This is a genomic window from Hymenobacter sp. M1-2, assembly GCF_057808495.1.
Genome location: NZ_JBTYZO010000016.1, coordinates 50631 through 74717, shown reverse-complemented (window position 1 = coordinate 74717; position 24087 = coordinate 50631). Strand labels below are relative to the sequence as shown.

Below are 24087 nucleotides of genomic sequence, written 5' to 3'. Positions count from 1 at the left end.
ACGTGCCGCTCACGTGCTGCGCGTGGACTTGCACAGGTGACGGAGGTGGCGCTCCGGCAGCTACGGCAACCGGCGGAAGGGCTGGTAGACGAAGGGTACAAAGGCCGGCTCCACTTCGCCTACGCCCCCGTGGGCGGTATAGAAGGCCTGAATGGCGGCCTCCAAGCCCGGCCGGTCGTGCAGGGAGGTGCTGGCAAAGATGTCTTCGGCGGCAATGGGCGCCACCAGGGTGCTCAAGCGGCAGTACGGCACGCCCAAAGGGTGTTCGAGATAAAGCAAGGACCCGTCGTTGGCCCGGCGCTCGTGCTGGTAGCGCCAGGCCACGGCGAAGGCTGGGCGGCTGCCGGTTTGGTCTTGCTGAGCGGGCGTAAAGCCGAGGCTTCGCAGGTAAGCATCTGTCATGGTACTACGGAAAAAAGTTAGAGAGAAGGCAGGATTTCAGCGGGCCAGTTAACCTGCCGCAGCAACACCCGAAACTCCGCTTCGGAGGCCACGCGCCCCTGAAAGTTATAGAGCAGTTGGCCGTCAATGGCTTCGAGCAGGAGCATCTCGCCATCCTCGTAGAGCACGATGGTTTCCTGACCACGCTCGCTTGGGCGGCTATAGCGCAGTTGGCGGGCCGGCGAGGAATACCGCGTAAAGCCGAATGCTTGGAGAAGCTCGGCTGAGGGCTGGTAGGAGAGTAGCACGAGAGGCAGGTGGGAATAGAGAAGTAAGACCAGGCGCTGGGTAAGTACTCAGTTTGGCGGAGCATTGCGCGCAGCACGCCAGATGCTCCCCGCCGTCGTCAGCGGGACAGAATACGTTCGAAACGTTGTACTTAACCCACAGAAAGCTGGCTCTGCCACTGGCATACGTGTCGCTACCACTACTGTCGGTAGAAGGTGAAGCGTAACGGGGACAGTTAAGTTTAGACTTTGCCATATTAATATGTCTTCGCCTTCTCGGCGCAGTGCAAGCAGTGTAGCCCCAGCGGGGCGGCATGTCGGTAGTAATGATGTGTATAACGTTGCAAAGGCCCAGCGGGGCGGCACAAACCGGCCAACGATTCAGTGTCGCCCCGCTGGGACTCTACAACCTTAGTATTGTTTTTGCTACCGATATGCCGCCCCGCCGGGCCTACCTTACCCACCCTACACTGGAGATAAATAGGTGGTTGGAAATAAAGCCCAGGCTGTAAGATTCCGAAAACATTCGCCTGTATCACTTCTCATATCTCATCCGAAACCCATGCTACCCACTCCGTCTCATGCTGCCTAAACGCCAACAGGGGCAACCGGCGCGGTGCCGATTGCCCTTGCGGGAATGCTCGTTGGAGTTTCTGGTTAGCCGGCGTTGTCCAGGCTGCGTATGGTGCCCTCGTCGTTCTGGCCAGCGCGGCTGCCCGTGCCGCTTACTCCGTTGAGCATGAACTCGCGCAGGCGGTTGATGTGGCGCTTGATTTCCTCGATGCGCTCGGCCTGCTGCACGTTCCAGAAGCCCGGCTCGCGGGAAGCCATACTGCTGAGCAGGTTTTTGCGCTCCTCCATCATGCGCAGGGCCACCCACAGCGTTTCTTCGAGGGCGTGGCGAGTGCCGTCGAGCAGGACCTCGGCCGTGAAGGAGTGGCCGGTGTGGCAGCGGAAGCGCAGCACATTGCCGTGTTCCAGCTGCCAGAGAGAGCCCCCGCAGTCGGGGCAGGTCATGGCCACGGGCTTGCCCAGGCGGTCAATTTCTTCGATAGTACCCACAATACGTTCCGCGATGGCGGCTTCAGCGATTAAGTCCTGGGGAATGGGGGTGGGAGCGGGCGGCGGCTGGCTCGTCAGCTTCTGCAAAAGGGAGCCCAGCTGGGCCAGCGGCACCACGTAGTCGATGGCGACGTTGCGGAGGGCCGTTTCGGGCATACTGGGGAACTCGGCATCATGGGGGTCCTGCACCACGGCCCGGCCCCCGCAGCGCTTGATAAATTCGAGGCCCGCCGTGCCGTCGTGCAGCATGCCCGTGAGCACCACCCCCACCACGGCCGAGCCGTAGCTCACGGCCGCCGAGCGGAATAGCGCGTCGACGGCGGGGCGGAAATTGTTTTCGCGCGGGCCTTTTGTGACCAGCAGCTGCCCGTTTTTGGCCAGCAGGTGGCGGTCGGCGGGGGCGAAGTAGAGGTGGCCGGCTTCAATGGGCTGCTGATGCGCGGCCAGGTGGCAGCGCAGCGTAGTGTGCTGGCTCAGGCGGCGCACCAAAAACTCCCCCGACGAATCGGGGGCCAGGTGCTGCACCACCAGCACGGCGGCGGGCAGCGCGGCGGGCAGCTGCTCTACCAGCCGCGTGAGGGCCGGTAGCCCTCCGGCCGAGGTACCCACCACAATAAGATAAGGAGGTTGATTTTGAGGAGGCATCGAAGCAAAACAAGGCCGGCAACCAGAGCACCGGGCAGCCGCTTACGTAAGGCTCTTACGGGTGAAAGTGGGCTTTGGCTGTGTGTCGAGCTTCATTTTGCCGGGCAGAAGGGCCAGCTGGGCACGAAGCTCGTCGTTATGGGGTAATGGGTTTCTGGCTACTTTTGACGTCCCCGCTCGCTTCTTTTTTCCTTCCCCCACCGATTGCGCCCCGCCTTGTTATGACGTCCCCCGTTCCGTCTGTCCCCGACGACGAGCCCCTGCTTGATTCCTCTCCGGCTGCATCCGGCGGCCACCTGGAAGTGCGGCCCGACCCGGTAGCCAGCGTGGGGCTCGTGGAGGCCGGCTCCCGCACCACGTTTCCCATCGTGTGCCTGGGCGGCTCGGCGGGCTCGCTCAGCGCCCTGGAGCGGTTTCTGCAGGCCGTGCCCGTGAGCAGCGGCCTGGCCTACATCGTGGTGACGCACCAGATGGACGCCCCGCGCGGCGAGCTGGCCCCGGTGCTCCAGCACTTCACCCAGCTGCTAGTGCACGAGGTAGCGGACGGCCTGAAAGTGCGCCCCAACCACGTCTATGTAATTCCGCCCGGCAAGGATATGGCCTTGCTGCACGGGGCGCTGCACTTGTTTGAGCCCACCCAGGCCCCGGGCCGCCGCCTGCCCATCGACTATTTCTTGCAGAGCCTGGCCAAAGATGCCCGCGACCGGGCGGTGTGCGTCATCCTCTCGGGCATGGGCTCCGACGGCAGCCTGGGGCTGAAGCTGGTGATGGAAAACTTCGGGATGGTGATGGTGCAGGACCCCGACGAGGCCGAGTTCGACAGTATGCCGCGGGCCGCCATTGCCACCGAGTTCGTGGATTATGTGCTGCCCGCCGCCGAAATGCCCACCCGCCTGCTCGAATACGTGAAGCAGCCGCCGCTGCGCCGCCCGCTGCGGGCCGCGGCGGCAGCAGCCGGCGTCCGGCAAACCATGCCGGCCCACGCCTTGCAGAAGATCTTCATCCTGATCCGCAACCAAACCGGCCACGACTTTTCCTTCTACAAGCGCAACACCGTGTTCCGGCGCATTGAGCGCCGCATGAACGGGCACCAGATCCGGGAGTTTACGCACTACGTGCGCTACCTGCAAGAAAACCCGCCGGAAGTGGAGCAGCTCTTCAAGGAGCTGCTCATCGGCGTCACCAAGTTTTTCCGCGACCCGGAGGCTTTCGTGTCGTTGCGGCGCCAGATCATGCTCATGCTGCGGCAGCAGGAGCCGGACACTATCATTCGGGTGTGGGCGCCCGGCTGCTCCACCGGCGAAGAAGCCTACTCGCTGGCCATGCTGCTGATTGAATGCTTCGATGCCGAGCCGGACCGCAACCTTAAGCTGCAAATCTTCGCCACCGATATCAGCGCCGAGGGCATCGATACGGCCCGCGCCGGGCTCTACTCCAGCAACATCGTGGCCGACGTGAGCCCCGACCGGCTGCGGCGCTTCTTCATGAAAACCGGCGACCTGTACCAGATTCGCAAGGACGTGCGCGACGCGGTAATCTTCGCCTTGCACAACCTCAACAAGGACGCCCCTTTCACCAAGCTCGATTTGCTCTGCTGCCGCAACCTGCTCATCTACCTGTCGAGCGCGCTGCAAAAAAACCTCATTCCCATCTTTCACTACGCCCTCAAGCCCAATGGCCTATTGTTTCTCGGCCCCAGCGAGAACCTGACCGGGTTTCAGGACTTGTTTACGCCCCTGGACGTAAAGTGGAAGATATCGCGCCGCACCGACTTCTCGCCGTCGGTGATGCGGTTCGCCAATTTTCCTCTCTCTTCCGTGCCGCCGTATACGGCCGCTCTTCCCCCCAGCTCCCACAGCATGACTCCCTCCACCCCCCGCCGCGACAATACTTTTGCCGGCCTCGTGCAGCGCGCCATGCTGAGCACCTACGCCCCGCCTGCCGTGGTGGTCAATGCCAAAGGCGACATTCTGTACGTGCACGGCCGCACCGGCAAGTACCTGGAGCCGGCACCTGGCCTGAGCGGCATGAACATCTTCGAGATGGCCCGCGAAGAGCTGCACTTCGACCTCAGCGACGCCGTGCACCGGGCCAGCCAGCAGCGGCAGGACGTGGTGAGCGAGAGCGTGAAGGTGAAAACCGAGATTGGCTACCAGCTGCTGCGCCTGCGGGTGAAATACCTCGCGGAGCCCGAGCTGCTGAGCGGCCTGCTGCTGGTTTCGTTCGAGGATGTGCCCACGCCGCGCCGGGTGCGCCAGGGCAAGACCCCGCCCACCGACGCCGGCCGCGCCGATCTGGTGGCCTCCCTCGAAAAAGAGCTGCAATACACCCGCCACCGCCTCCAAACCACCATCGAGGAAATGGAAAGCAGCCTCGAAGAGCTGAAAAGCACCAACGAGGAGCTGCAAAGCGCCAACGAGGAGCTGCAAAGCACCAACGAGGAGGCCATGACCAACAAGGAGGAGATGCAGAGCCTCAACGAGGAGCTGATGACGCTCAACATGCAGTACCTGAGCAAGACGGAGGAACTCTCGCAGGCAGTCAACGACATGCGGAACCTGCTCGACGCCACCGAAATAGCCACCATCTTCCTCGACAACGACCTCGTGATTAAGCGCTTCACGCCGCCCGTGGCGCGCATCATCTCCCTGCTGCCCACCGACGTGGGCCGGCCCATCACGCACTTTGCCAGCAACTTGCGCTACGACAAGCTGGCCGAAACCGTGCAGCAGGTGCTCGACCGGCTCATTAGCACCGAAGCCACCATTCAGGCCACCAACGGGGCCTGGTACGCCATGCGCATCCTGCCCTACCGCACCCTCGAAAACTACATCAGCGGGGCCGTCATCACCTTCACCGACGTCACGGCCATGAAGCAGATGGAAGAGCAGATGGAAGCCAGCCGCCGTCTGGCCGAGAGCATCGTCGAAACCGTGCGCGACCCGCTGGTGGTGCTCGACGGGCAGCTAAAAATCCTGACCGTGAGCCAATCCTTCGCCGAAGCGTTTGGGGTGCGGGCCGATACCGTGAAAGGGCAGCCGCTGTCCTCGCTCAGCAAGGGCGCCTGGAACCAGCCCCGCCTCAACCAGCTGCTGCACCAGCTGCTGGAAGAGGAAACCGCCGCCTTCGACGATTTCGTGCTGGAGCTGAAGCTGCCGGGCGAGGGCAAAAGGCCAGTAGTGCTCTACGGGCGACGGATTCTGAGCGACGGCTCTCCTACGGAGCATTTGCTGCTGGGTGTGCAGCACGCGGAAGGAACTCAAGCATAACGCTGTTAGGAACCTACGCGTACAGCCATGCGGCCCTTATTGCCGTAGTTTCCTTTCACCGCAGGGCAAGGTACAGGACCTGGCCAGGTATGCTCCGCTATGAACGAACACGACTCCAGTGGCCGCCTGAATGCCCACGAAGCGCTGCTGGCCCTGCGTGAGCGGGCCGAGAAGCGCCGCAGCCTCGTAACGCAGGCTATAACCAACAAAACGCCCGAGGAGGTGGAGCGCTTGGTGCAGGAGCTGCAAACCCACCAGATAGAGCTGGAAATGCAGTACGAGGAGCTGCTGCTGGCCCAGGCCGAAGCTGAGAGTGCCCGCGCTGAGTTGCTGAGTCTCTATGATTTCGCCCCCATCGGCTACCTCACCCTCGACGCTCAGGGCATTATTCAGCAGCTTAACCTGAGCGCGGCGCAACAGCTGGGCACCATGCGGCAGCGGCTGCTAGGGCGGCGCATGGCCCTGTTCGTGGCCGAGGCCGACCGGGAGCAGTTCGCGGCTTTTCTGCTGAAAATGCGCGGGGTCGAGCAGCGCCAGACCTGCGAGCTGGCCGTGCAGCGGGAAGCTGGCAAGCAGTGGTTTGCCCAGCTGGTGGGCAGCGAGGTGCAACTGCCCGACCAAGCGCTCCAGTACCGCGTAGCCCTGCTCGACGTGACCGAGCGTCGCGCCGCCGTAGATGCTTTGGCCGTGAGCGAGGCCCGGTTTCGGAAGCTCTTTGAGCAGAGCGCCGACGCCGTGGTGCTGGTGCGTGATCTGCACATCATTGACTGCAACATGGCGGCCGTGCGCATGATAGGAGCCACGGCCAAGGAAGAGCTGGTGCGCAAGCCCATATGGTTTCTGGTGTCCGAGTATCAGCCCGGCGGTATGCCTTCCCGCGACCTGATGCACCAGCACCTGCACTACCTCAACAAGAAAGGCGCGCACCGCTTCGAGTGGTACCGCTACAACCTGCACGGCGAAGGAATGTGGCTGGAAATCGTGCTCACGCTCATTACCGTGGGCGGCGAGCAGCTCATCCACGTGGTGTGGCGCGACATAACCAAGCAGCACGAGGCGCGCGAGCAGCTGCGGCTCGAAAAGGAATTCACCCAGAGCCTGCTCGAAAACAGCGTGGATGGCATTGTCGCGCTGGATCGGGAAGGCCGCATTACCGCCTGGAACAGCCAGGCCACGCGCTACTTTGGGCAGCCAGCAGCGGCGGTTATAGGTCGGCCGCTTTTCGAGGTGCTGCCCTACCTCGATACCGACTACGCCCGGCAGATAGTGGGGCGGGTGCTGGGCGGCGAGTTGGTGGTGTGGGAAGGCCAGGCTTTTGAGCACCGCGCCGGCCACTACGATGCCTATCACGTGCCCCTGAAAGAAAACCCCGAGGCCGAAGCCACCGGCATCCTCATCATGTTCCGGGACGTAACGGAGCGCAACCGCCTAACCGAAGAAGCCACCCGCCTCAAGCTGAGCCAGCAGCAGGAAGTGCTGTCGGCTATTCTGAACACCCAGGAAGGAGAGCGGAAGCGCATTGCCGAGGCGCTGCACAACGGCCTGGGCCAGCTGCTCTACGCCACCAAGCTGCACCTGGAGCGCACCAACGCCACCACCAAGCGCGACCAAAGCCTGTCTCTGCTCGACGATGCCATCAAAATGACCCGCTCCATCTCCTTCGAGCTGACGCCGGGTATTCTGGAAGATTTCGGCCTGAAATATTCTTTGGAGGAGCTAGCCCGCCGCATTCCACGCGCCAGCCTCCAGGCCCACGTGTACGTGGCGGGCCTGGAGGCGCCGCTACCAGCGCTGTTGGAACTGGCCGTGTACCGCATGGTGCAGGAGCTGTTCAACAACATCATCAAGCACTCCCAGGCCCAGGAAGCCTTCATTCACGTGGTCCGGGAAGGCGAGCAGCTTTCCATTTCGGTGGAAGACAACGGGGAAGGCTTCGACACCACCCAAAGCCACGCCTCCATCAACGGCATTGGGCTGCCTGGCATCCGCAACCGCGTGGGCCTGCTCGGCGGCACCCTCAACCTAGACTCCCGCCCCGGCCGAGGCACCATCGTCAGCATCGAGCTGCCGGTGAGGTGAATTCTGAATTAGGAATTCTGAATTGGTGGGTGCCGGTCTGCCCGCTTTTTCGCGGGCTGACCGGTCGCCGCTAGCTGATGTTGTTTCATCTGCTCGTTCGCCTCAATTCTTCATTCCTCATTAAACAACTAGCGCGCCCTTCGACCGTTCAGCCCACCGAAAAAGCGGGCAGACCGGAGCCATTTAACAAAGAATTGCGGTAGTGGGGCCTCTATGTGAGCCGCGGCGCGGCGGCATATCGGTAGCTACTAGTCAGCCATCAACAACAGAGCCCCGGCGGGGCGACATTCCGTTGGGACGATGGGTGCCGCCCCGCTGGGGCTCTGGTATGTATTAGCAGCACTAACTACCAATATGTCGCCGCGCTGCGGCTCGCGGCTGTTGCACTACTACCGCAGTGCTTCACTCCTCCTTCAATCAGGCTTGATCTGAAGAGGTGGCCGCCGAGGTAGAGCGGGAAGGTGAGCCTGACGCCACTGGGACCAAGCTAGGCGTCTGTGCTTTTGGTAGACTTACACCTGGGCAACAACGGCCCGCTCACTAGGGGCAAAATTCGGCGTAGGAGCCACCTCTTGCGCGATGACGACCCGCGTACCGGAAGGCTGGTTGGGCTCAATAGTCAGCGTGGCTTTCAACTGTCGGGCCATAGTGTGGATGAGTTTCGTGCCCAATGATGCCGAGTTCTTTTGCACCACTTCGGCAGTGGGCATCCCAACGCCATCATCGGACACCACCAGACGAAACTTGCCGCCCAGGTCGCGCAACTCCACGTGCAGGTGCCCACTGCTACGGCCTCGGAAAGCATATTTCAACGCATTGGTAATTAATTCATTGACAAGCAAGCCGAAGTTGAAGGCCACTTTGGCCTCCAACACCAACGGTTCCAACTCAGACGTAAGCGAGATGCGCTGCGTGGGCGTGGTCAGGTTCTGGTGAAGCTCCTTCAGCAGGCGCGACAGGTATTCGTCGAGCCGCACTTGCGAGAGGTTTTCCGCCTGGTACAAGAACTCGTGCACCAGGGCCATGCTATGAATTCGCGACTGGCTGCTGCGCAGCACCTCTACCAAGGTCGGGTCGGGCAGAGCACTGCTTTGCCAGGAAAGCAAGCTGTTCACGATTTCGAGGTTGTTCTTCACGCGGTGATGAATCTCTTGCAGCAACACCTCCTTTTCCGCCGCCGACTGTTTGTTCTTCTCATTAGCTTCGTTCAGCAACTCGCTTTGCAGCCGGAGCCGCGCACTTTGCCGGCGCAGGCGCCAGTAGAGCAGCAGGCCAGTTAAAAGGCACAAACCAAGCACGCCAAGCCAGATAATGAGCGACTGCAAGCGGGCTCGTTGGTTCTTCTGCTGCTGTAGCGCCGCGCGCCGGGCCGCTTGCTTTTCCTGCGTGAGCAGCTGCACCCGGGCCGTTTGCGTCTGGGTTTCGGCCGCGGCGGCGCGGTTCTGCTCGGCCAGCAGTTCCATGCTGGTGCGCTGTACCTGCTGTTGAGCTGCGGCGGCGCGGTTTTGCTGCGTGAGCAGCTGCACCCGCGCCTGTTGGACCAGCGCCTGCGCCGCCACCGCCCGGTTTTGTTCCAGGGCGAAACGATTTCGCTGCTCCAACTGCTCGACTCCATATTGAACCTGAAGAGTAGCTATTTCCTTCGCTTTTTCCGTGTTCAAGACCGAATCACGCAGCTTCTCGGCACGGTCTCCCAGGTCGATAGATTTCTTGTAGTCTCCTTGGTCAGCATAAGCATAGGCGAGCCACTGAAAGGCCTGATGCTCATGGTCTCTAGCATGAAGTCTTTGCGCCAATTCCAAGGCTCTTTGCGCGGCCTTCTGTGATTCCACTGGATTGCCTTTTTGGCGCCAGGCGTCAGCCAAGCCTAAACAAGCAGCCGTAGCAAACCCATAATATTTGCTTTCCATGCCATAGTTGTACGACTTATTCAAATAGAAAATGGTTGAATCCAGGGCTCCCAGAGGTTCTGGTTTCATACGGGTAAAAGAAGTTGCTTTGAGCCCGAACAAAGCGCTCATGCTTCTTAGATCGTTGTTGGCTTTAGCAATGGTGAGCGCCTGCTGAGCGTAATAATTCGTTGAATCGTATTTTTTGGCTTGAGAGTAAAGATTGGCCAGATTGAAGCGGACACTGGCACGCATCTCTGAGGTGAGTTTATTAAGGGGAACTTGCAGCTGAGCCCGGAGGGAGCGGTTCAACCATTTGAGACCTTTGACTGGGTCGCCCATGTACAGCCCCTCAATGGACCCCATTGCATTGTAGAAATTCCACGTCAGCTGCGGCCAGGCCCGCCTTTCGGCCAGTATGGCTCCTTCATTGTAATATTTCATCGCCTTGGGGTACTCGGCGAATTCCTGATAATAGAGGCCCGTGTTGAATAGCGTTTTACAGATAAAATTCTCATTCTTCATTCTGCGCACGTGAGCCAGGTTTCTCAAGGTCACGTCCAAGGCCTCGCGGGAGCCTTCCTCTATGAGCTGGCCGCCGAGATGATTCATGGCCAGGTATCGCGAAGAGTCGGTCAGGTTGGGATTATTTAACAGTGCGCGTAGAGAATCAATGGACACCCCATCAAGGTTTCTAAGCCGAATCGGTTTCCCGGTGGAGGCTTTCCGCATGATGATTTTCGTATTGAGGGTCTGACCAGCAGCTGACACCACGGCAAGCATCAGCAATCCAGCTAGTAGGAGCTGAAGCAACCGGGATGCGCGGGGGCGTAGTCGCTGGCCAGATGATAAAGAGTAATTGTTCATGTGCATTAGAAAAAAGGAGCGTGAATACTGAGCCAATCACAACTCAAACACTACGCGAATAGCAAAGCAACTACAACAATCCGTATGGCTCAGTCGCTCAATGATTACGGTGGTGATGCGGCTTCGCTCCGGCATGAATTTCGGGAAAAATATGGTGTTGCTGTCAGTGGTAAAAACAGCTCGAACTCGTACCTCTGAGGCTAGTAACCGGCTTCCCCAATATGGCAGCTATGGCAGCGAAACCATTATAAACGAAAACACCCTATAAAACCAGCGTTTATAGGGTGTTTTCGTTTGTTGTGGTGTAGTCCGTAGGGGAATCGAACCCCTGTTGGTAGAATGAAAATCTACTGTCCTAACCCCTAGACGAACGGACCAGAAAAACGGTGTTTTCCGTTTGGGTGCCCCAAAGATAAGGCACGAAAAAGGTACGCTGCAAGTCTCAGGCCACGTTTGGATGGGTTTTTTGCCGCCGTTGGTCCCACCACACGTAACCCACGAAGAGCACCACGCTCACGCCGGAAACCCATAGCAGACCGGTTTTCAGGCGGTTGCTTTCTTCGCCCAGATAGGCCAGCAGCGCAATCAAGGGCACTACGCCGGCCACTGTGGCCGCCATAAATTTCCAGTAGCCCAGGCGCGCCACGCCCGCCACGAAGCTGATGGCATCGTCGGAGAGGGCGGGGGAGAGGCGGGCAATGACGATGGCCCACATGCCGTAGCGGTGCACTACATCAAGTACTTTCTTCTCCGTTTTCGCGCCCAGTACCCGACTCACGAACGACTCGCCCAGCATCCGTCCGAGCCCGTAGCCTACCGTGGATGCCACTACGATACCTACTAGGGCCAGCAACGAGCCCCACCACGGCCCGTAGGCCAGCACCGCCACCAATATCAGCGCCACCACGTTCACCACGAACAGAAACATCTGTACCACCATTAGTAGCACCAGTACCACTGGGCCCCAGTAGCCAAACTGCTGCATCCAGGCGGCAATACGCTGCTGCTCGCCGCTTTTGAGCACTTCGAAACCTTCCTGCACACCTGCTTGAAAAGCCGGCCAGAGGAAATAAGCAGCAACCAAGCTAGCTAATAAAGCGAGAGACATATAGAGTGGTAAACGGCTGCTGGTGCGTGCTTGGGGTGCGGTGGAAACGGTGGTCATGTAGTAGGGTAGAGCAGGTTGTAATGCGTCTTTGCCGGTAGCATACGTATCAGTGGCCCAGAGTTTAAACCCTAGGCTACGGAGCGGGGCCAGGAATATTAACCTTAAAACTGCTCTGGCTTGCATCAATCCCATTCTTACTGGTGATTGAGCGCACAAATTTCGGGGGCAGCCCAAGCTGTGGAATCGCAGTTCGCCGCTTCAACCGCGAAGGCTGCGGCAACCTCCGCGGCGCCAGAACGGTACTACTGCCTAATGCGCCGCTTACTGAGGCAGCCTTATCATCTGCTGGCACCGACCAGCCCAACCTCCCCCAGAATGACCAAACATACCTACGACATGGGCCTGATTGGCAACTGTGCCTACCTCGCCCTCATTCGCAAGGATACTTCCGTGGCCTGGCTCTGCTGGCCGCGCTTCGATAGCAGCTTCGTGTTCGGCGACTTGCTCGATACGCAGAAAGGCGGCGAGTTCAGCATCCGGCCGGCCGCACTGGGCGAGTTTCAGACCAATCAATACTACCTGCAAAACACCAACGTGCTGTGCACCGAAATCGAGAATGAAGACGGGCGCTACCGGGTGACGGACTTCGCGCCGCGTTTCCCGCAGTACGAGCGGTATTACCGGCCGCTGATGATTATTCGGAAGCTGGAGCCGTTGGTGGGCACGCCCCGCGTGCGCGTCGTTTGCAACCCCGTCGGCGACTACGGGCAGACCCGCCTGAGCCGGCGCCGCAGCTCCAACCACATTGCTTTCCTGGGCCTCGACGAGGAAATCCGCCTCACCACCGACATCCCGCTCACCTACGTGCTCGACGGTGAAGATTTCGTCCTTAATCAGCCTCAATACTTAGTGCTGACCTATGGCGCCCCGCTGGAAGCCGCCCTGGAAAGCACCGCCGAGCGGTTTTTGCGCAGTACCATCGACTACTGGCGTAAGTGGGTGAAGAGCACCAGCATTAGCAACTTCCACCAGGAAGCCGTTATCCGGTCGGCGCTGGCGCTCAAGGTGCACCAGTACGAGGATACGGGCGCCATTATCGCGGCTACCACTACCAGCCTGCCCGAAGCGCCCGGCAGCACCCGCAACTGGGACTACCGCTACTGCTGGATGCGCGACACGTACTACACGCTCACGGCCTTCAACAACATCGGCCACTTCGAGGAGATGGAGCGGTATTTCCAGTACATCGCCAATATTTCCAGCAAGGTGCACGACCGATACCAGCCGCTCTATGGCATCAGCGGGGCCTCGGAGCTGACGGAGCGGGAACTGCCGCTGGCGGGCTACCTCGGCAACCAGCCCGTGCGCATCGGCAACGATGCCTACACCCACATTCAGAACGACGTGTACGGCCAGATTCTGGTGGCCCTGCTGCCACTTTACGTTGATTGCCGCTTCCTGGACCCGGAGCGCAGCAACCCCGAAAAACTGGTGTACGAGGCCCTGAACATGATAGAGAAAACCATGGACCAGCCCGACGCCGGCCTGTGGGAGTTCCGCCACATCGCGCAATACCACTGCTACACGTATCTTTTTCACTGGGCTGGCAGCCACGCCGCCCGTCGGGTGGCCCACATGCTCGGCAACGCCGATATGGAAGCCTTGGCTACCCGGCTGATGCAGGAGTCGGAGCGCCGCATCGAGCAATGTTTCAGCGAGGAGCGCGGGGCCTACACCAACGCCATCGGCTCGCCCCACCTCGATGCCAGCACCTTGCAGCTCATCATGATGGGCTACCTCGACCCGGCTTCCGAGCGGGCCCACACCCACCTCATAGCCCTGGAAAAAGACCTGAAGACGCCCGAGGGCCTGTTCTACCGCTACCGCCACCCCGACGATTTCGGCACGCCCGAAACTACCTTCCTCATCTGCTCTTTCTGGTACGTGGAAACGCTGGCCTGCGTGGGCCGCCTCGACGATGCCGTGCGCGAGTTCGAGAAGCTCATCACCTACACCAACCACCTGGGCCTGCTTTCCGAAGACGTGGACGCCCGCACCGGCTCGCAGTGGGGCAACTTCCCGCAGGCCTACAGCCACGTGGGCCTCGTGAATGCCGCCTACCGTATCGCCAAAAAGCTGGACCGCCCCGGCTTCGTGTAAGTAGCACTATGGAGTAGTCTCCGACTAGCGACTAAAGCTAGCTCCCCTCCTTGGAAAATTCCGCGCATCAAGCGGCGTGGGCCGGGGGTGGTTGATTCACGTCAGAACGATTTACTAAAATTAGGTCTAGCATCGTTCAACGATTATCAACCACCCCCAACCCCTCCTTGGAAAGGAGGGGAGCTAGCTTTAGCCGCTAATCAGCATATATATTGCGGCTGATGTCCGTAGCCAAATCCGCCGGGGCGGCTATTCCCCGCCACGTGCTGGCCAACTCCGATGCGCCTTTCCGGATGGTGCCACTGGCTAGCTTCCTGCGCAGCAACACCGATTTCGTGCACCGCCACAATTTCTACGAGGTGCTTTGGATTCGGCGGGGTGCGGGCGTGCATAACATCGACTTTGTGGCCTACCCCATTCAGGACGACCAGCTGGTAATTATTGCGCCGGGGCAGGTCTACCATTTGCGTTCCGGCGAGGGCCAACTGGACGAGGCCGCCATTCTAATCTTCAAGGAAGAATTTATAGTGCGCGATGCTGCCGACCGGGAGTTGCTGCGTGATTTGGCACCCTGGATAAGCCCAGCCACGCCCTGGCAGGCCAGTGTGCGGGACGCAGCCTTCGCTCCCCTGCTGGCGCTGCTGGAGCAGGAATACGCCCGTCCCACCCGCGACTACGAAGCTCTTCGCCTCGTGCTCCAGGTGGTATTTCGACTGGTGGCGCGGCAGCACCAGCCCACTACTGGCCCGGCTGCCGCGCCGCTGGCTGCTCAGCGCCTGAGCGCGTTTCAGGCCTTGTTGGAGCAGGAATACCGCCGCTGGCACCAGGTGGCGCCCTATGCCGCGCAGCTGGCCGTGAGTTCCAAGCGGCTGGACCAGATATGCCGGGCCGCCCTGGGGAAGTCGGCGCAGCGGCTGGTGCACGAGCGGCTGGCGCTGGAGGCGCAGCGGTTGCTCGCTTATCAGTCCGACAGCATCAAGGAAATTGCGTTTGCGCTGGGCTTCGAGGACCCTTCTTACTTCAGCCGTTTCTTTCGGGCGCAGACGGGCAGCACGCCGCAGGTTTTTCGGGGGCGGTTTCCGAATAGTACCCGACGTTAGGCGGTTTGTGACTTTCGGCGCGGTGGCGCTTGGTCTAGTTTTGGGCATTCAGTTGAACCTCAAAACCAGCCCGTTGCCATGAATCATTTGCTTGTGTACGCCCACCCCAATCCGGCCAGCTTCAACCACGCCATTCAGGACACCATAGCCCAAACTCTCGGCGCCCAGGGCCACGCCGTGGTGGTGCGCGACCTGTACGCGCTCAACTTCAACCCCGTGCTGTCGGGCAGTGACTTTGCGGGTTTGCGCAGCGGCAACCCGCCCGCCGACATCCAAGCCGAGCAGGAGCACGTGGCCTGGGCGGACGTCATCAGCTTCGTGTACCCGACCTGGTGGGTGGGGATGCCCGCCATTCTCAAGGGCTACATCGACCGGGTGTTTTCGTACGGCTTCGCCTTCTCTTATGGCGCCGAAGGACCCATTGGCCTGCTGACAGGCAAACGCGCCTTCCTGGTGAGCACCGGCGGCAACCCCGAGCAGTGGTACGCCGCCATGCAGGAAGCCTTGCACCACACCGCCGACGGCAACCTCAAGTTCTGCGGCATTGAGGTGCTGGCCCACAAATACCTGCACTCCGTACCCTCGGTAGACGACGCGGCCCGCCACGCCATGCTGGCTGATGTGCGGGCGCTGGTGCAGGAAATAGCCGCCTAGGCTGAGCCACTGCCATGTCTGCTCTACTTGAATCTCTTGATTGGGAGAATGCGCTGACGTACCCGGCGTACCAGCGCCTGAGCCAGGAGCTGCTAGATGCCGGCCAAACCACCAACGGCCAGCAGTCGGTGGAAATCCTGGGCTTTGCGCGCCAGAACGTGGCCCGCATGGCGGCGCTGGACCAGGAGCTAGTGCTAACGCCTGAACTCCAGCACGCCGTGGCGCTGGTACAGCGGCCGCAGCGGTGGGTGGTGCTCACGGAATCGTGGTGCGGTGATGCGGCCGAGAACCTGCCCGTGCTGGCCCGCTTGGCTGACAGCTCGCCGCACGTTGAGCTGCGCCTGGTGCTGCGCGACCAGCACCTGCCCCTGATGGACGCGTTTCTGACCAACGGCGGCCGGTCTATTCCCAAGCTTATTGCCTGGGACCCGGCAGCAAGCCGCGTGTTAGGCACCTGGGGTCCGCGCCCGGCCCCCGTACAAGCGTTCATCGCCGAATACAAACAGCAATATCCCGCCGCGCCCCTGGCCGATTTTTTCCAGGCCGTCAGCGCCTGGTACCGTCTCGATGGCACCGCCGCGCTGCAAACCGAGCTAACGCCGCTGCTGCGGGAATGGGCCGCCTGATTCTCTCTGCCATGACGATAGAAGTTTTTCAGGACACCGTGTGTCCGTGGTGCCGCCTGGGCAAGCAGTATCTCGCCCAGGCCCTGGCCGCCACGCCCCAGGCCGTGCAAGTGCGGCAACGGGCCTACCTGCTCAACGGGGCCATTCCGGCCGCGGGCGTCGATTACCGCACTTACATGCTCTCGATTCTGCGGGAGCCGGCGCGGCTGCAAGCGGCGTTTGCCCGCATCACGGAGCTTGGCGCCGCGGCGGGCGTGGCGTTCCGCTTCGAGCGAATTCAGTACATGCCCGACACCCGGCTTTCGCACAAGGTCATTGCCGCCGCGCCACTCGACCAACAAAGCCCCCTCACTGACCTCATCACGCAAGCATATTTCGAGCTAGGCATGGACATCGGCCGGATGGAGGTGCTGCTGGAACTGGCGGCTTCCCTCGGCCTCGCCCCGGCCGCCGTGCGGGCTTACGTGGAGTCGGCAGAAGCCGGGGCGGCTTTCGACGCCGACCAGGTACGGGCCCGGGAGCTGGGCGTCACGGGAGTGCCGGGCATTGTGCTGGGTGGACGCGTGCTGCAAGGTGCCCAGCCCCCGGCGGTGCTTGCCCCGTTGCTGCGCGCCGAAGCCGCACGAGCTTAGAGCGGTTTCGGATTCAGGGTACGGTGGAGCAGGGGCTGGTCCCGCCTCGGCCTATACTCAGCTTTAGACCGCTCTGAGTAGTGGGGCGACGGACTGAAGTCCGTGCCACAACAAGCAGGTGCCTGGTCGTTGCTTGTGGCACGGACTTCAGTCCGTCGCCCGCCCTACCGCCCGTGTACCTACCCGTCCTACCGCTTGTATCCCTGCCCCGTACCGAGAGCCGTTTCGGCGTCAGGAGCGGCCTGCTTTTCAACCTCGTTTCTTCTAATCCTTTTCAACCCCATGAAAAACCCTTTCTCGCGCTGGCTCTGCTGCTGAGCGGCGCAGCCAGCTACGCCCAGTCGCAGCCCACCAAGTGGACCGTCGATGCCTCGCACACCACCGTGGCCTTCACGATTCCCCACTTCAATATCTCCGAGACGGAAGGCAAATTCACCAAGTTTGCCGGCACGGACCAGGCCAGCAAAGCCGACTTCTCCGACGCTAAAATCGACTTCACCATCGACCCTAGCAGCATCGATACCGACAACGCGGACCGCGACAAACACCTGCGCGCGCCAGACTTCCTCGACGCCGAAAAGTATCCGCAGATTGCCTTCAAGTCGAAAGGTCTCAAGTCGGTGGGAGCCAACAAGTACAAGCTGACCGGCGACTTCACCATGCACGGCGTAACGCGCGAAGTGGTGCTGGACGTGGTATACCGCGGCACGGTGCCCAAAGACCCCTACGGCAACACCAAAGCCGGTTTCAAGATAACAGGCGTGCTGGACCGCACTCTGTGGGGCCTCAAATGGAACGGCCAGCTGGCTTCCGGCGACGTTTTCCTCGGCAACGAAGTAGCTCTCAATTGCAACCTGGAACTCCAGCAAGTCAAGTAACTCGCCCGTCTGCCCGCTTTTCGCGGGCTGACGGATCGAAGTGAGTTGAGGTAGGTACACCAGCCCTGTAGCCTGGGCTTCAGCCCGGGAGTGTTAGGCCAGATCTGCTGGTCTCCGGCCTAGCACTCCCGGGCTGAAGCCCAGGCCACACTCTAACGGCGCAGGCGGCGACCGGTCGGCTGGCGAAAAGCCAGCGGACCGGGGAGGCGGTGCGGGTTAGCACTCGTCGTGGGTGCCGGCGGCACGGAGGGACACGCGGTTCAGCTCGGCTTTGTGGTGGCGCCAGTCGGGCATGAACTGGTCCAGGAGGCCCCAGAAGCGGGCATTGTGGTAACGCTCGTGCAGGTGCGTAAGCTCGTGGGCTAGCACGTATTCCAGGCAGGGCAGGGGGCGCTTGATGAGTTCCAGGTTCAGCCAGATGCGCCTTGCCTGAATGTTGCAGGTGCCCCAGCGCGTCTTCATCTGCTTGATGCCCCAGGCACTGGCGTGCGCGCCCACCACGGGTTGCCACTTTTCCAGCAGGGCCGGCAGCTGCTCCCGCAGCCGCTGCCGGTACCAAGCGGCCAGTACCTTGGCGCGTTGTTCAGAAGTAGCATCGGCGCGCACGTAGAGGTCCAAATACTCGTCATGAAGCGCCACTCGTGCGGGGCCGGCTGTGGCGTGCACGCGCAGCTCGTAGGGCTGGCCCTGGTAGAAGTGCGTCTCACCCGACACGTAGGCGAGGTGGCGCGGCTGTTCGCGGGCGGCGAAATTGGCCTGGTGTTTCTGAATCCAGGCGCGGCGGGCCGTTACTAGCTCCCGCACGGTGGCGTCGGGGGTGCGTAGTGGCACCGATACTCGCACCCGGCCGTCGGGCATGTGCACGGTGAGGCGTAGGGTGCGAATATTCTTGCGCACGACTTCCACTTGCAAGTCGTCGATTTGAAGTTGGGGCATGCGGATTCTCAGCAGTTCAAGGCCGCAAGCTACTGTAAATTGGGGCTACACACGGCCACCCGCCGGTCTGCTGGCTTTTTGCCAGCGGACCAGTCGCTGTTAGCGCCGTTAGAGTGTAGCCTGGGCTTCAGCCCGGGAGTGTTAGGCCGGAAACCAACAGATCTGCCCTACACTCCCGGGCTGAAGCCCAGGCTACAATCTAACGGCGCTATTCCTTACCAACATCAGCTTGCTGCGACCCGTCAGCCCGCAAAAAAAGCGGGCAGACGGGTGGGTTACAGCAGTTGCCGCAGCAGGTGGCGCACGTCGGGCTCGGCGGTGACGTGGTAGCGGGCCAGGGAGCGGGGCGCGTTGCCGACTTTGATGGTGTAGGCTTCGGGCGGCATGGCGCCGAATGTGTCCTCGTCGGTCCGGTCGTCGCCGATGGCGAGGATGAAATCGGGTTGCACGGCGGCCACCCAGCGGGCCGCGGCGGTGCCTTTGTTGATGCCCGCGTTCTTGATTTCAATCACCTTGTTGCCCTCCAGTACCTGCAAATCGGTGTTGGACGTCATGAACGACAGGTGGCTGAGCAGCTCCCGAGCCCGCACGTCGCCCAGGCCTACGTCGGCGCGGCGGTAGTGCCACACCAGCGAGTAGTCCTTGTCTTCGATGAAAGAGCCGGCGGTACGGTTGACGTACAGCTCCAGAATTGGCCGCATGTCGGCTTTCCAGTCGTTGCGCAGGGTTTGGAACAGGCTCCAGTCTTCGCCCGCGCGGCGCAGCCACACACCGTGCTCGGCAATAAAATCCAGCGGAATTTCGCCCAGCCAGGCTTCCAGCGTAGCCCGGTCGCGGCCACTGATGATGACGACCCGGTTCTGCGGGATGTCGGTGAGGGCCCGCAGCAGGAACAGCAGCTCCTGGTCGGGCTTGGCCCGTTGGGGGTCGGTATTGAAACGGGCCAGCGTGCCATCGTAGTCGAGCAGCAGCAGGCGCTGCTTGGCGGCCTTATACTCGCTTTGGAGCTGCTGCATCACGGTGGCGTTCAGCTTCTCGGTGGCTAGCGTGAGCTGCTTGATCTTGCTGTAAGCCAGCCGGTCCATGAACAGCTTGGTCCAGGCAAACACGTTGTAGCGCCGCACCAGCCCCTGCATGGCGCTCATACGCTGCGCTTGCTCTTCCTCGGGCATCACCAGGGCGTCGTGCATGGCTTCGGCCAGTTGGCCGGTATCGGTGGGGTTGATGATAAGAGCATCGGACAGCTCCCGGGCCGCGCCGGCCCGCTCGCTCAGGATGAGCACGCCGCGGTGGTCGGTTTTGCTGGCCACGAACTCCTTGGCCACGAGGTTCATACCGTCGCGCATGGGGGTCACCAGCGCCACCTCGGCCAGGCGGTAGAGAGAGGCCAGCTCTTCCAGCGAAAAGGAGCGGTAGAAGTAGTGAATCGGGTTCCAGGTAATGGTGCGGTACTGCGCGTTGATGCGCCCCACCAGCTCGTCGATTTCCTCCTTCAGGGCCGCGTACTGGGCTACTTGGTCGCGGGAGGGCACCACCACCATAATCAGGCTCACCTGCTCGCGCCACTCGGGGTAGCGCAGCAGCAGCAGCTCAAACGCGCGCAGGCGCTGGGCAATGCCCTTGGTGTAGTCGAGCCGGTCGATGGACAGGATGACGCGCACCTCGCGCAGGGCCTCGCGGTATTCGGCCTCGTGGGCCCGGGCGGCCTCGGAGGCGGCAGCTTCTTTGTAGCGGTTGTAGTCGATACCCATCGGGAAGGCATCGACGAGCACCGTGCGGCTATCGGTTTCAATCTGGCCGTTCTGCGAGTTCAGCCCTAGCAGCTGCGCCACGGAGCTGAGGAAGTGCCGCATGTAGCCGAAGGTGTGGAAGCCGATGAGGTCGGCGCCGAGCAGGCCGCGCAGCAGCTCGGTCCGCCAGGGCAGCGCCCGGATCAGCTCATAAGAGGGGAATGGGATGTGCAGGAAGAAGCCGATGGTGGCTTCGGGGCGGGCGCGGCGCAGCAGCTCGGGCAGCAGCAGCAGCTGGTAGTCGTGCACCCAGATGGTGTCTTCGGGACCGGCCAGGGCCAGTACGGCCTCGCAGAATTTCTCGTTCACGGCCACGTAGGCATCCCAGTGGGCTTGCTCGTAGGTGGCGTACTGCACGAAATAGTGGAAAGTGGGCCACAGCGTGGAGTTGCTGAAGCCTTCGTAGAAGTCCCGGATTTCCGACTCGGTCAGGAACACGGGTACCATGCTGTCTTGGCGCAGTTGCGTGCGCACCGCTTCTTCTTCGGCGGCTTCTTCCACAAATAGTCCGGGCCAGCCCACCCACACGTTGTCCTCCTGCCGATAGATGGAACCGAGCCCCGTCGCTAGCCCACCTTCGCTGGGCTGAAACGTGAGGCCGGCGTCGGTGCGCTGGACTTTGGTGGGGAGTCGGTTCGAGACAATAATGGTTCGCGACATGAGCCTGTAGAATTGGTAAACCCCCAGGCTTACGGGAGAAAGCCGCGAACAGCTATTATTTTTTCGGTGCTGGAGTGCGTACGGCGGCGCTGCCAGCTTACTTAGCGCGGTTCTTGGGTTCGTGTACGGCTCGTAGCGCGAAGCGGGAGCTTCACGCCTCGTTGCACGACAATCGTTGGTACCGCTCAGGCATCAGCAACGATACGCGAAGCCGGAGCTGCGCGCTACGGCCCGTGCCGCAACCTGAAACTCGCTCTGAGCGGGATAACGAAAGCCGGGGCCGAAGTCGGGTTTAAGCAATACATTCGGCCAACTACCAATACTGCGCCACTGGCGCTGCCGGCCTCATGCACCCGTTTCACCAATTTATAACGGCCTATACCCCCATGCCGGCCGATGACTGGCAACGGGTGGCGGCTTGCCTGGAGCCGCGCACCGTGCACGCGGGTACGCTGCTGGTGGAAGCCGGCCGGGTGTGCCGGCACTTGTATTTTCTGGAAAGCGGCCTGTTGCGGTTTTTCATCTGGAAGGAAGGAGAGCAGGTGACCAAGTTTTTCACGGAGTCGCCGTACGCGTTTACCTCGCAACGCAGCTTTGCAGAACAGCGCCCGGCAGCGGAAAACGTGGAGGCGTTGGAGCAGAGTACCGTGTGGCAACTGTCGCAGGCCGACGCCTACGCACTGTTGGCCGTGCCAGCCTGGGCCACGTTCGTGCGGCGCCTGACGCAGCAAGTGCAGCACTACACTGAAACCATACTGGAGGAGCTGCAAACCGAGACGGCTGAAGCCCGCTACCGCGCCCTCTTGCATGAGCGGCCCCAGCTGGTGCAGCGCGTGCCCCTGCGGCACCTGGCTTCTTATTTGGGCATCGCGCCCCAATCGTTGAGCCGCATTCGGCGGAAGTTAACCTAGGTGCAGTAGGTGGGTGGGCGGAGGCGGGCACTTTTGCGCCGTCACTAACTCCCTGCACCTTATGGTACTGCTACTCGCGCTGGCATTCACCGGAGCACCACCTGCCGCTCCCGCCTCCAACACCCATTTCAGCTGCTCGCAACGCACAACCGCCCCGCCGACGCGCATCTGGGCTATCTGGACCGATATAGACCGGTGGCCCAGCTGGGACGCCGGACTGAAAAAAGCCACGCTGGCGGGTCCGTTCGCCGTGGGTACCCGCGGCCGACTAGTACCCGATAAAGGCCCGGAGTCGACGTTTGAGCTGACGGCCGTGGAGCCTGGGCGTTCCTACACGTTCCGCACCAAGCTGCCGCTGGGCGCTTTGCACGTGAAACGAACCTTGGACGAAGCCGAGGGGCAGACGCGGTTTACGCACGAAGTTTAGTTTACGGGCGTGAGCAAGGGCCTGTTTGGGCGGGCGCTGGGCAAACGGTACCGCGCCTTGCTGCCCGGCGTGCTGGAAAGTATTCGGCAACAGGCGGAGCAAGAAGAGTCGCGCTAGCAGGCACAAAAACGCCAGGATGCTTCAGCTCCGCTCAGTGGCAAAGTCTAGAGCAAAAGCAAATTCCACTTCCACCACAAAGAACACGTATGCTACTGCTCCGTCTCGTGTATGCCGCCAACATTGTAGTCGCCGGCTGGATTGGCATCAGCTCCTTGTTTTTTCCGCAAACAGCGGCGCGCACGGTGTTTCAACACGCTTATCCAGCCACAGAAACCACCCGCCTGGTGGGCTGCCTGTGGTTGGCTATTGCGGTGTTGTCCGGGCTAGGACTGTGGCGGCCGGGGCCGTTTGTGGCGGTGCTGGTGCTGCAACTGGTCTACAAGAGCACGTGGCTGCTGGTGGTGGCAGTGCCGGCGGCCCGGACGGCGCAACCATATCCTACCGGGATGGCCGTCTTCTTTCTGGTGTGGGTTTCGGTGCTGCCTTTCGTGATTCCCTGGCGGCAGCTCTTGGCGCTATAAGGCCACGTACCGAAAGCCCGCCACTACTTAAGCGGGATGTTGAAGGCCCTGGCCATCACGATGGGGTTGAAGTACTCGGTGTATTCCACCACCTTGCCGTTTTCGAGCCGGAAGGTGCCGAGGTAGTCGTTTTCGTAGCGGCCCCCGGCCTTGATGACGATGTCACCCTTGTACTTCACGAAAATGAAGTTGGGGTCGTCGGTGGCGTAGATGGTGCGCGGGAATTTCATCTGCCCAAACTGCTGGGGCAGGCCGCTGTATTGCTTGTAGATAGCCTCCGCGCCGTCGAAGCTCTTGGGAAAACCTTCGGGCACGTAGGGGTTGAGCTGGCGGCCGTTTTCGGCAAAAACCTCCCGCAGTAGCTCGAACCGCTCAGTTTCCAGGGCCACGAAGAAGTTGTTGACGACTTCCTTGTTGCGCTGTACTAAGTCTTGGCTGGCCGTGGCCGAAGAGGCTGGAGTCGTCGACATGGTGTTGGGGTTAGCAGTGGGTGTTTCGGCGGCTTGATTGGAGCAGGCGGCTAGTAGCGGCGCGAGTAGGAGCGAAGTGAATTTCATGCGGAAAGACTAACGTGTGGCGGCGGCGCTTTTCACCCGCTCGGTAGCAAGCTTAGGCAGCGCCAGGTTGCCATCCTGGTACTTGAAGTTGAACTTCATCCGGTCGACTTTCCAGGCGTTGCCTTGGCGCAGCAGGTGAAAGTTGTAGGTGCCCACCACGGTCCAGACGTTGCCGCCCGTGGGCTGGGCTAGGTAGTGCGTGGTCGTGCCGTAGCAAAACACGGTAGCCTCGTTGCCGCTCACCCGCACATCGAAGTTGCCGAGCTGGTGGTGCGTATGCTCGAAGCCCGGCAGCACGTCCCGCCACGCCGTCAGAATCTGGTCTGGGCTGAGCGTGGCGGCGGGCTGCTGGGTCATGGAAGAGTAATCGAGCAGCACTTGCGGCGCGAAGGACGCCTTCACCCGGCCCCAGTCGTGCTCGTCGGAACCCACGAAAATATCGGTGACGGTTTGGGTGAGGGCAGCAGTTTCCATAGTTGAGGCAGTAGGAGCCAAAGGGCGGGTCTGGGCGTGGGCCGCTACGCCAAGCAGCGCCAGACTCAGAAAAGCGAGATAGTGCATCTTGGAAGGAAGGGTAGGGCGGTGGGG

20 protein-coding genes and 1 tRNA gene are annotated in these 24087 nt (G+C 61.3%); 11 read left to right on the top strand and 10 right to left on the bottom strand.

The genetic code is table 11. The annotated features are described in order from the left end of the window. Nucleotides 1-60: 60 nt before the first annotated feature. From ACYSMN_RS16170 to ACYSMN_RS16160, 3 genes are all read right to left on the bottom strand, one after another. On the bottom strand, nt 61-402 hold the full coding sequence (locus ACYSMN_RS16170; protein ID WP_488924946.1) for a hypothetical protein: 342 nt from the start codon (nt 400-402) through the stop codon (nt 61-63). A 17-nt stretch (nt 403-419) separates the two neighbouring features. Beyond that, nucleotides 420-689 carry a hypothetical protein gene (locus ACYSMN_RS16165; protein ID WP_488924945.1) on the bottom strand — a complete coding sequence of 90 codons (270 nt, stop codon included), beginning with the start codon at nt 687-689 and terminating at the stop codon, nt 420-422. 636 nt (nt 690-1325) lie between these two features. Next, nucleotides 1326-2375 (bottom strand): chemotaxis protein CheB, encoded by a 1050-nt coding sequence (locus tag ACYSMN_RS16160; RefSeq protein ID WP_488924944.1) that lies wholly within the window; start codon nt 2373-2375, stop codon nt 1326-1328. A 221-nt stretch (nt 2376-2596) separates the two neighbouring features. Between ACYSMN_RS16160 and ACYSMN_RS16155 the strand changes: the two genes are divergently transcribed. Both ACYSMN_RS16155 and ACYSMN_RS16150 read left to right on the top strand, forming a co-directional pair. Then, nucleotides 2597-5644 (top strand): CheR family methyltransferase, encoded by a 3048-nt coding sequence (locus tag ACYSMN_RS16155; protein ID WP_488924943.1) that lies wholly within the window; start codon nt 2597-2599, stop codon nt 5642-5644. Nucleotides 5645-5743: 99 nt separating this feature from the next. Continuing rightward, complete coding sequence (locus ACYSMN_RS16150) at nt 5744-7723, top strand: PAS domain S-box protein (protein WP_488924942.1); 1980 nt, start codon at nt 5744-5746, stop codon at nt 7721-7723. Between the two features lie 512 nt (nt 7724-8235). Here the strand turns inward: ACYSMN_RS16150 and ACYSMN_RS16145 are convergent. The 3 genes from ACYSMN_RS16145 to ACYSMN_RS16135 form a co-directional block, all read right to left on the bottom strand. Continuing rightward, nucleotides 8236-10479, bottom strand: a complete 2244-nt coding sequence (locus ACYSMN_RS16145) for a sensor histidine kinase (protein WP_488924941.1) — start codon at nt 10477-10479, stop codon at nt 8236-8238. A 305-nt stretch (nt 10480-10784) separates the two neighbouring features. Beyond that, nucleotides 10785-10856, bottom strand: a tRNA-Glu gene (locus ACYSMN_RS16140). A gap of 65 nt (nt 10857-10921) precedes the next feature. Continuing rightward, entirely contained in the window at nt 10922-11587 is a 666-nt protein-coding gene (locus ACYSMN_RS16135; protein ID WP_488924940.1) for a TVP38/TMEM64 family protein, read from the bottom strand. Nucleotides 11588-11962: 375 nt separating this feature from the next. Between ACYSMN_RS16135 and ACYSMN_RS16130 the strand changes: the two genes are divergently transcribed. The 6 genes from ACYSMN_RS16130 to ACYSMN_RS16105 all read left to right on the top strand — a co-directional run bounded on the left by ACYSMN_RS16130 (nt 11963) and on the right by ACYSMN_RS16105 (nt 17637). Further along, nucleotides 11963-13747 (top strand): glycoside hydrolase family 15 protein, encoded by a 1785-nt coding sequence (locus ACYSMN_RS16130; protein ID WP_488924939.1) that lies wholly within the window; start codon nt 11963-11965, stop codon nt 13745-13747. Between the two features lie 221 nt (nt 13748-13968). Next, nucleotides 13969-14847 (top strand): helix-turn-helix domain-containing protein, encoded by an 879-nt coding sequence (locus tag ACYSMN_RS16125; RefSeq protein WP_488924938.1) that lies wholly within the window; start codon nt 13969-13971, stop codon nt 14845-14847. 78 nt (nt 14848-14925) lie between these two features. Then, nucleotides 14926-15501 (top strand): NAD(P)H-dependent oxidoreductase, encoded by a 576-nt coding sequence (locus ACYSMN_RS16120; RefSeq protein ID WP_488924937.1) that lies wholly within the window; start codon nt 14926-14928, stop codon nt 15499-15501. A gap of 14 nt (nt 15502-15515) precedes the next feature. Further along, nucleotides 15516-16127 carry a thioredoxin family protein gene (locus ACYSMN_RS16115; protein WP_488924936.1) on the top strand — a complete coding sequence of 204 codons (612 nt, stop codon included), beginning with the start codon at nt 15516-15518 and terminating at the stop codon, nt 16125-16127. Nucleotides 16128-16138: 11 nt separating this feature from the next. Then, complete coding sequence (locus tag ACYSMN_RS16110) at nt 16139-16759, top strand: DsbA family oxidoreductase (RefSeq protein ID WP_488924935.1); 621 nt, start codon at nt 16139-16141, stop codon at nt 16757-16759. 173 nt (nt 16760-16932) lie between these two features. Beyond that, on the top strand, nt 16933-17637 hold the full coding sequence (locus ACYSMN_RS16105) for a YceI family protein (protein WP_488924934.1): 705 nt from the start codon (nt 16933-16935) through the stop codon (nt 17635-17637). Between the two features lie 216 nt (nt 17638-17853). Here ACYSMN_RS16105 and ACYSMN_RS16100 read toward each other — a convergent pair whose 3' ends face one another. Beyond that, the gene (locus ACYSMN_RS16100) at nt 17854-18573 is read right to left on the bottom strand and encodes a M48 family metallopeptidase (protein WP_488924933.1); all 720 of its coding nucleotides are present in this window, start codon (nt 18571-18573) and stop codon (nt 17854-17856) included. A 275-nt stretch (nt 18574-18848) separates the two neighbouring features. Continuing rightward, nucleotides 18849-21023, bottom strand: coding sequence for a bifunctional alpha,alpha-trehalose-phosphate synthase (UDP-forming)/trehalose-phosphatase (locus ACYSMN_RS16095; RefSeq protein ID WP_488924932.1), 2175 nt, complete (start codon nt 21021-21023; stop codon nt 18849-18851). Between the two features lie 347 nt (nt 21024-21370). On the opposite strand from ACYSMN_RS16095, the gene ACYSMN_RS16090 reads away from it, so the two are divergent. The 3 genes from ACYSMN_RS16090 to ACYSMN_RS16080 all read left to right on the top strand — a co-directional run bounded on the left by ACYSMN_RS16090 (nt 21371) and on the right by ACYSMN_RS16080 (nt 22942). Continuing rightward, nucleotides 21371-21934 carry a Crp/Fnr family transcriptional regulator gene (locus ACYSMN_RS16090; RefSeq protein ID WP_488924931.1) on the top strand — a complete coding sequence of 188 codons (564 nt, stop codon included), beginning with the start codon at nt 21371-21373 and terminating at the stop codon, nt 21932-21934. Nucleotides 21935-21995: 61 nt separating this feature from the next. Then, nucleotides 21996-22361 carry an SRPBCC family protein gene (locus ACYSMN_RS16085; protein WP_488924930.1) on the top strand — a complete coding sequence of 122 codons (366 nt, stop codon included), beginning with the start codon at nt 21996-21998 and terminating at the stop codon, nt 22359-22361. A gap of 206 nt (nt 22362-22567) precedes the next feature. Further along, complete coding sequence (locus ACYSMN_RS16080) at nt 22568-22942, top strand: hypothetical protein (protein ID WP_488924929.1); 375 nt, start codon at nt 22568-22570, stop codon at nt 22940-22942. Between the two features lie 23 nt (nt 22943-22965). Here ACYSMN_RS16080 and ACYSMN_RS16075 read toward each other — a convergent pair whose 3' ends face one another. Both ACYSMN_RS16075 and ACYSMN_RS16070 read right to left on the bottom strand, forming a co-directional pair. Further along, a complete protein-coding gene (locus ACYSMN_RS16075) occupies nt 22966-23499 on the bottom strand; it encodes a nuclear transport factor 2 family protein (protein WP_488924928.1) in 534 nt (177 codons plus the stop codon). Nucleotides 23500-23508: 9 nt separating this feature from the next. Beyond that, nucleotides 23509-24060 (bottom strand): nuclear transport factor 2 family protein, encoded by a 552-nt coding sequence (locus ACYSMN_RS16070; protein ID WP_488924927.1) that lies wholly within the window; start codon nt 24058-24060, stop codon nt 23509-23511. Nucleotides 24061-24087 lie beyond the last annotated feature (27 nt).

Coding starts and splice junctions, on each gene's coding strand:
- ACYSMN_RS16170 (WP_488924946.1), bottom strand. CDS start 402: ATGACAGATGCTTACCTGCGAAGCCTCGGCTTTACGCCCGCTCAGCAA.
- ACYSMN_RS16160 (WP_488924944.1), bottom strand. CDS start 2,375: ATGCCTCCTCAAAATCAACCTCCTTATCTTATTGTGGTGGGTACCTCG.
- ACYSMN_RS16155 (WP_488924943.1), top strand. CDS start 2,597: ATGACGTCCCCCGTTCCGTCTGTCCCCGACGACGAGCCCCTGCTTGAT.
- ACYSMN_RS16150 (WP_488924942.1), top strand. CDS start 5,744: ATGAACGAACACGACTCCAGTGGCCGCCTGAATGCCCACGAAGCGCTG.
- ACYSMN_RS16145 (WP_488924941.1), bottom strand. CDS start 10,479: ATGAACAATTACTCTTTATCATCTGGCCAGCGACTACGCCCCCGCGCA.
- ACYSMN_RS16135 (WP_488924940.1), bottom strand. CDS start 11,587: ATGTCTCTCGCTTTATTAGCTAGCTTGGTTGCTGCTTATTTCCTCTGG.
- ACYSMN_RS16130 (WP_488924939.1), top strand. CDS start 11,963: ATGACCAAACATACCTACGACATGGGCCTGATTGGCAACTGTGCCTAC.
- ACYSMN_RS16125 (WP_488924938.1), top strand. CDS start 13,969: ATGTCCGTAGCCAAATCCGCCGGGGCGGCTATTCCCCGCCACGTGCTG.
- ACYSMN_RS16120 (WP_488924937.1), top strand. CDS start 14,926: ATGAATCATTTGCTTGTGTACGCCCACCCCAATCCGGCCAGCTTCAAC.
- ACYSMN_RS16115 (WP_488924936.1), top strand. CDS start 15,516: ATGTCTGCTCTACTTGAATCTCTTGATTGGGAGAATGCGCTGACGTAC.
- ACYSMN_RS16110 (WP_488924935.1), top strand. CDS start 16,139: ATGACGATAGAAGTTTTTCAGGACACCGTGTGTCCGTGGTGCCGCCTG.
- ACYSMN_RS16100 (WP_488924933.1), bottom strand. CDS start 18,573: ATGCCCCAACTTCAAATCGACGACTTGCAAGTGGAAGTCGTGCGCAAG.
- ACYSMN_RS16095 (WP_488924932.1), bottom strand. CDS start 21,023: ATGTCGCGAACCATTATTGTCTCGAACCGACTCCCCACCAAAGTCCAG.
- ACYSMN_RS16090 (WP_488924931.1), top strand. CDS start 21,371: ATGCACCCGTTTCACCAATTTATAACGGCCTATACCCCCATGCCGGCC.
- ACYSMN_RS16085 (WP_488924930.1), top strand. CDS start 21,996: ATGGTACTGCTACTCGCGCTGGCATTCACCGGAGCACCACCTGCCGCT.
- ACYSMN_RS16080 (WP_488924929.1), top strand. CDS start 22,568: ATGCTACTGCTCCGTCTCGTGTATGCCGCCAACATTGTAGTCGCCGGC.
- ACYSMN_RS16075 (WP_488924928.1), bottom strand. CDS start 23,499: ATGAAATTCACTTCGCTCCTACTCGCGCCGCTACTAGCCGCCTGCTCC.
- ACYSMN_RS16070 (WP_488924927.1), bottom strand. CDS start 24,060: ATGCACTATCTCGCTTTTCTGAGTCTGGCGCTGCTTGGCGTAGCGGCC.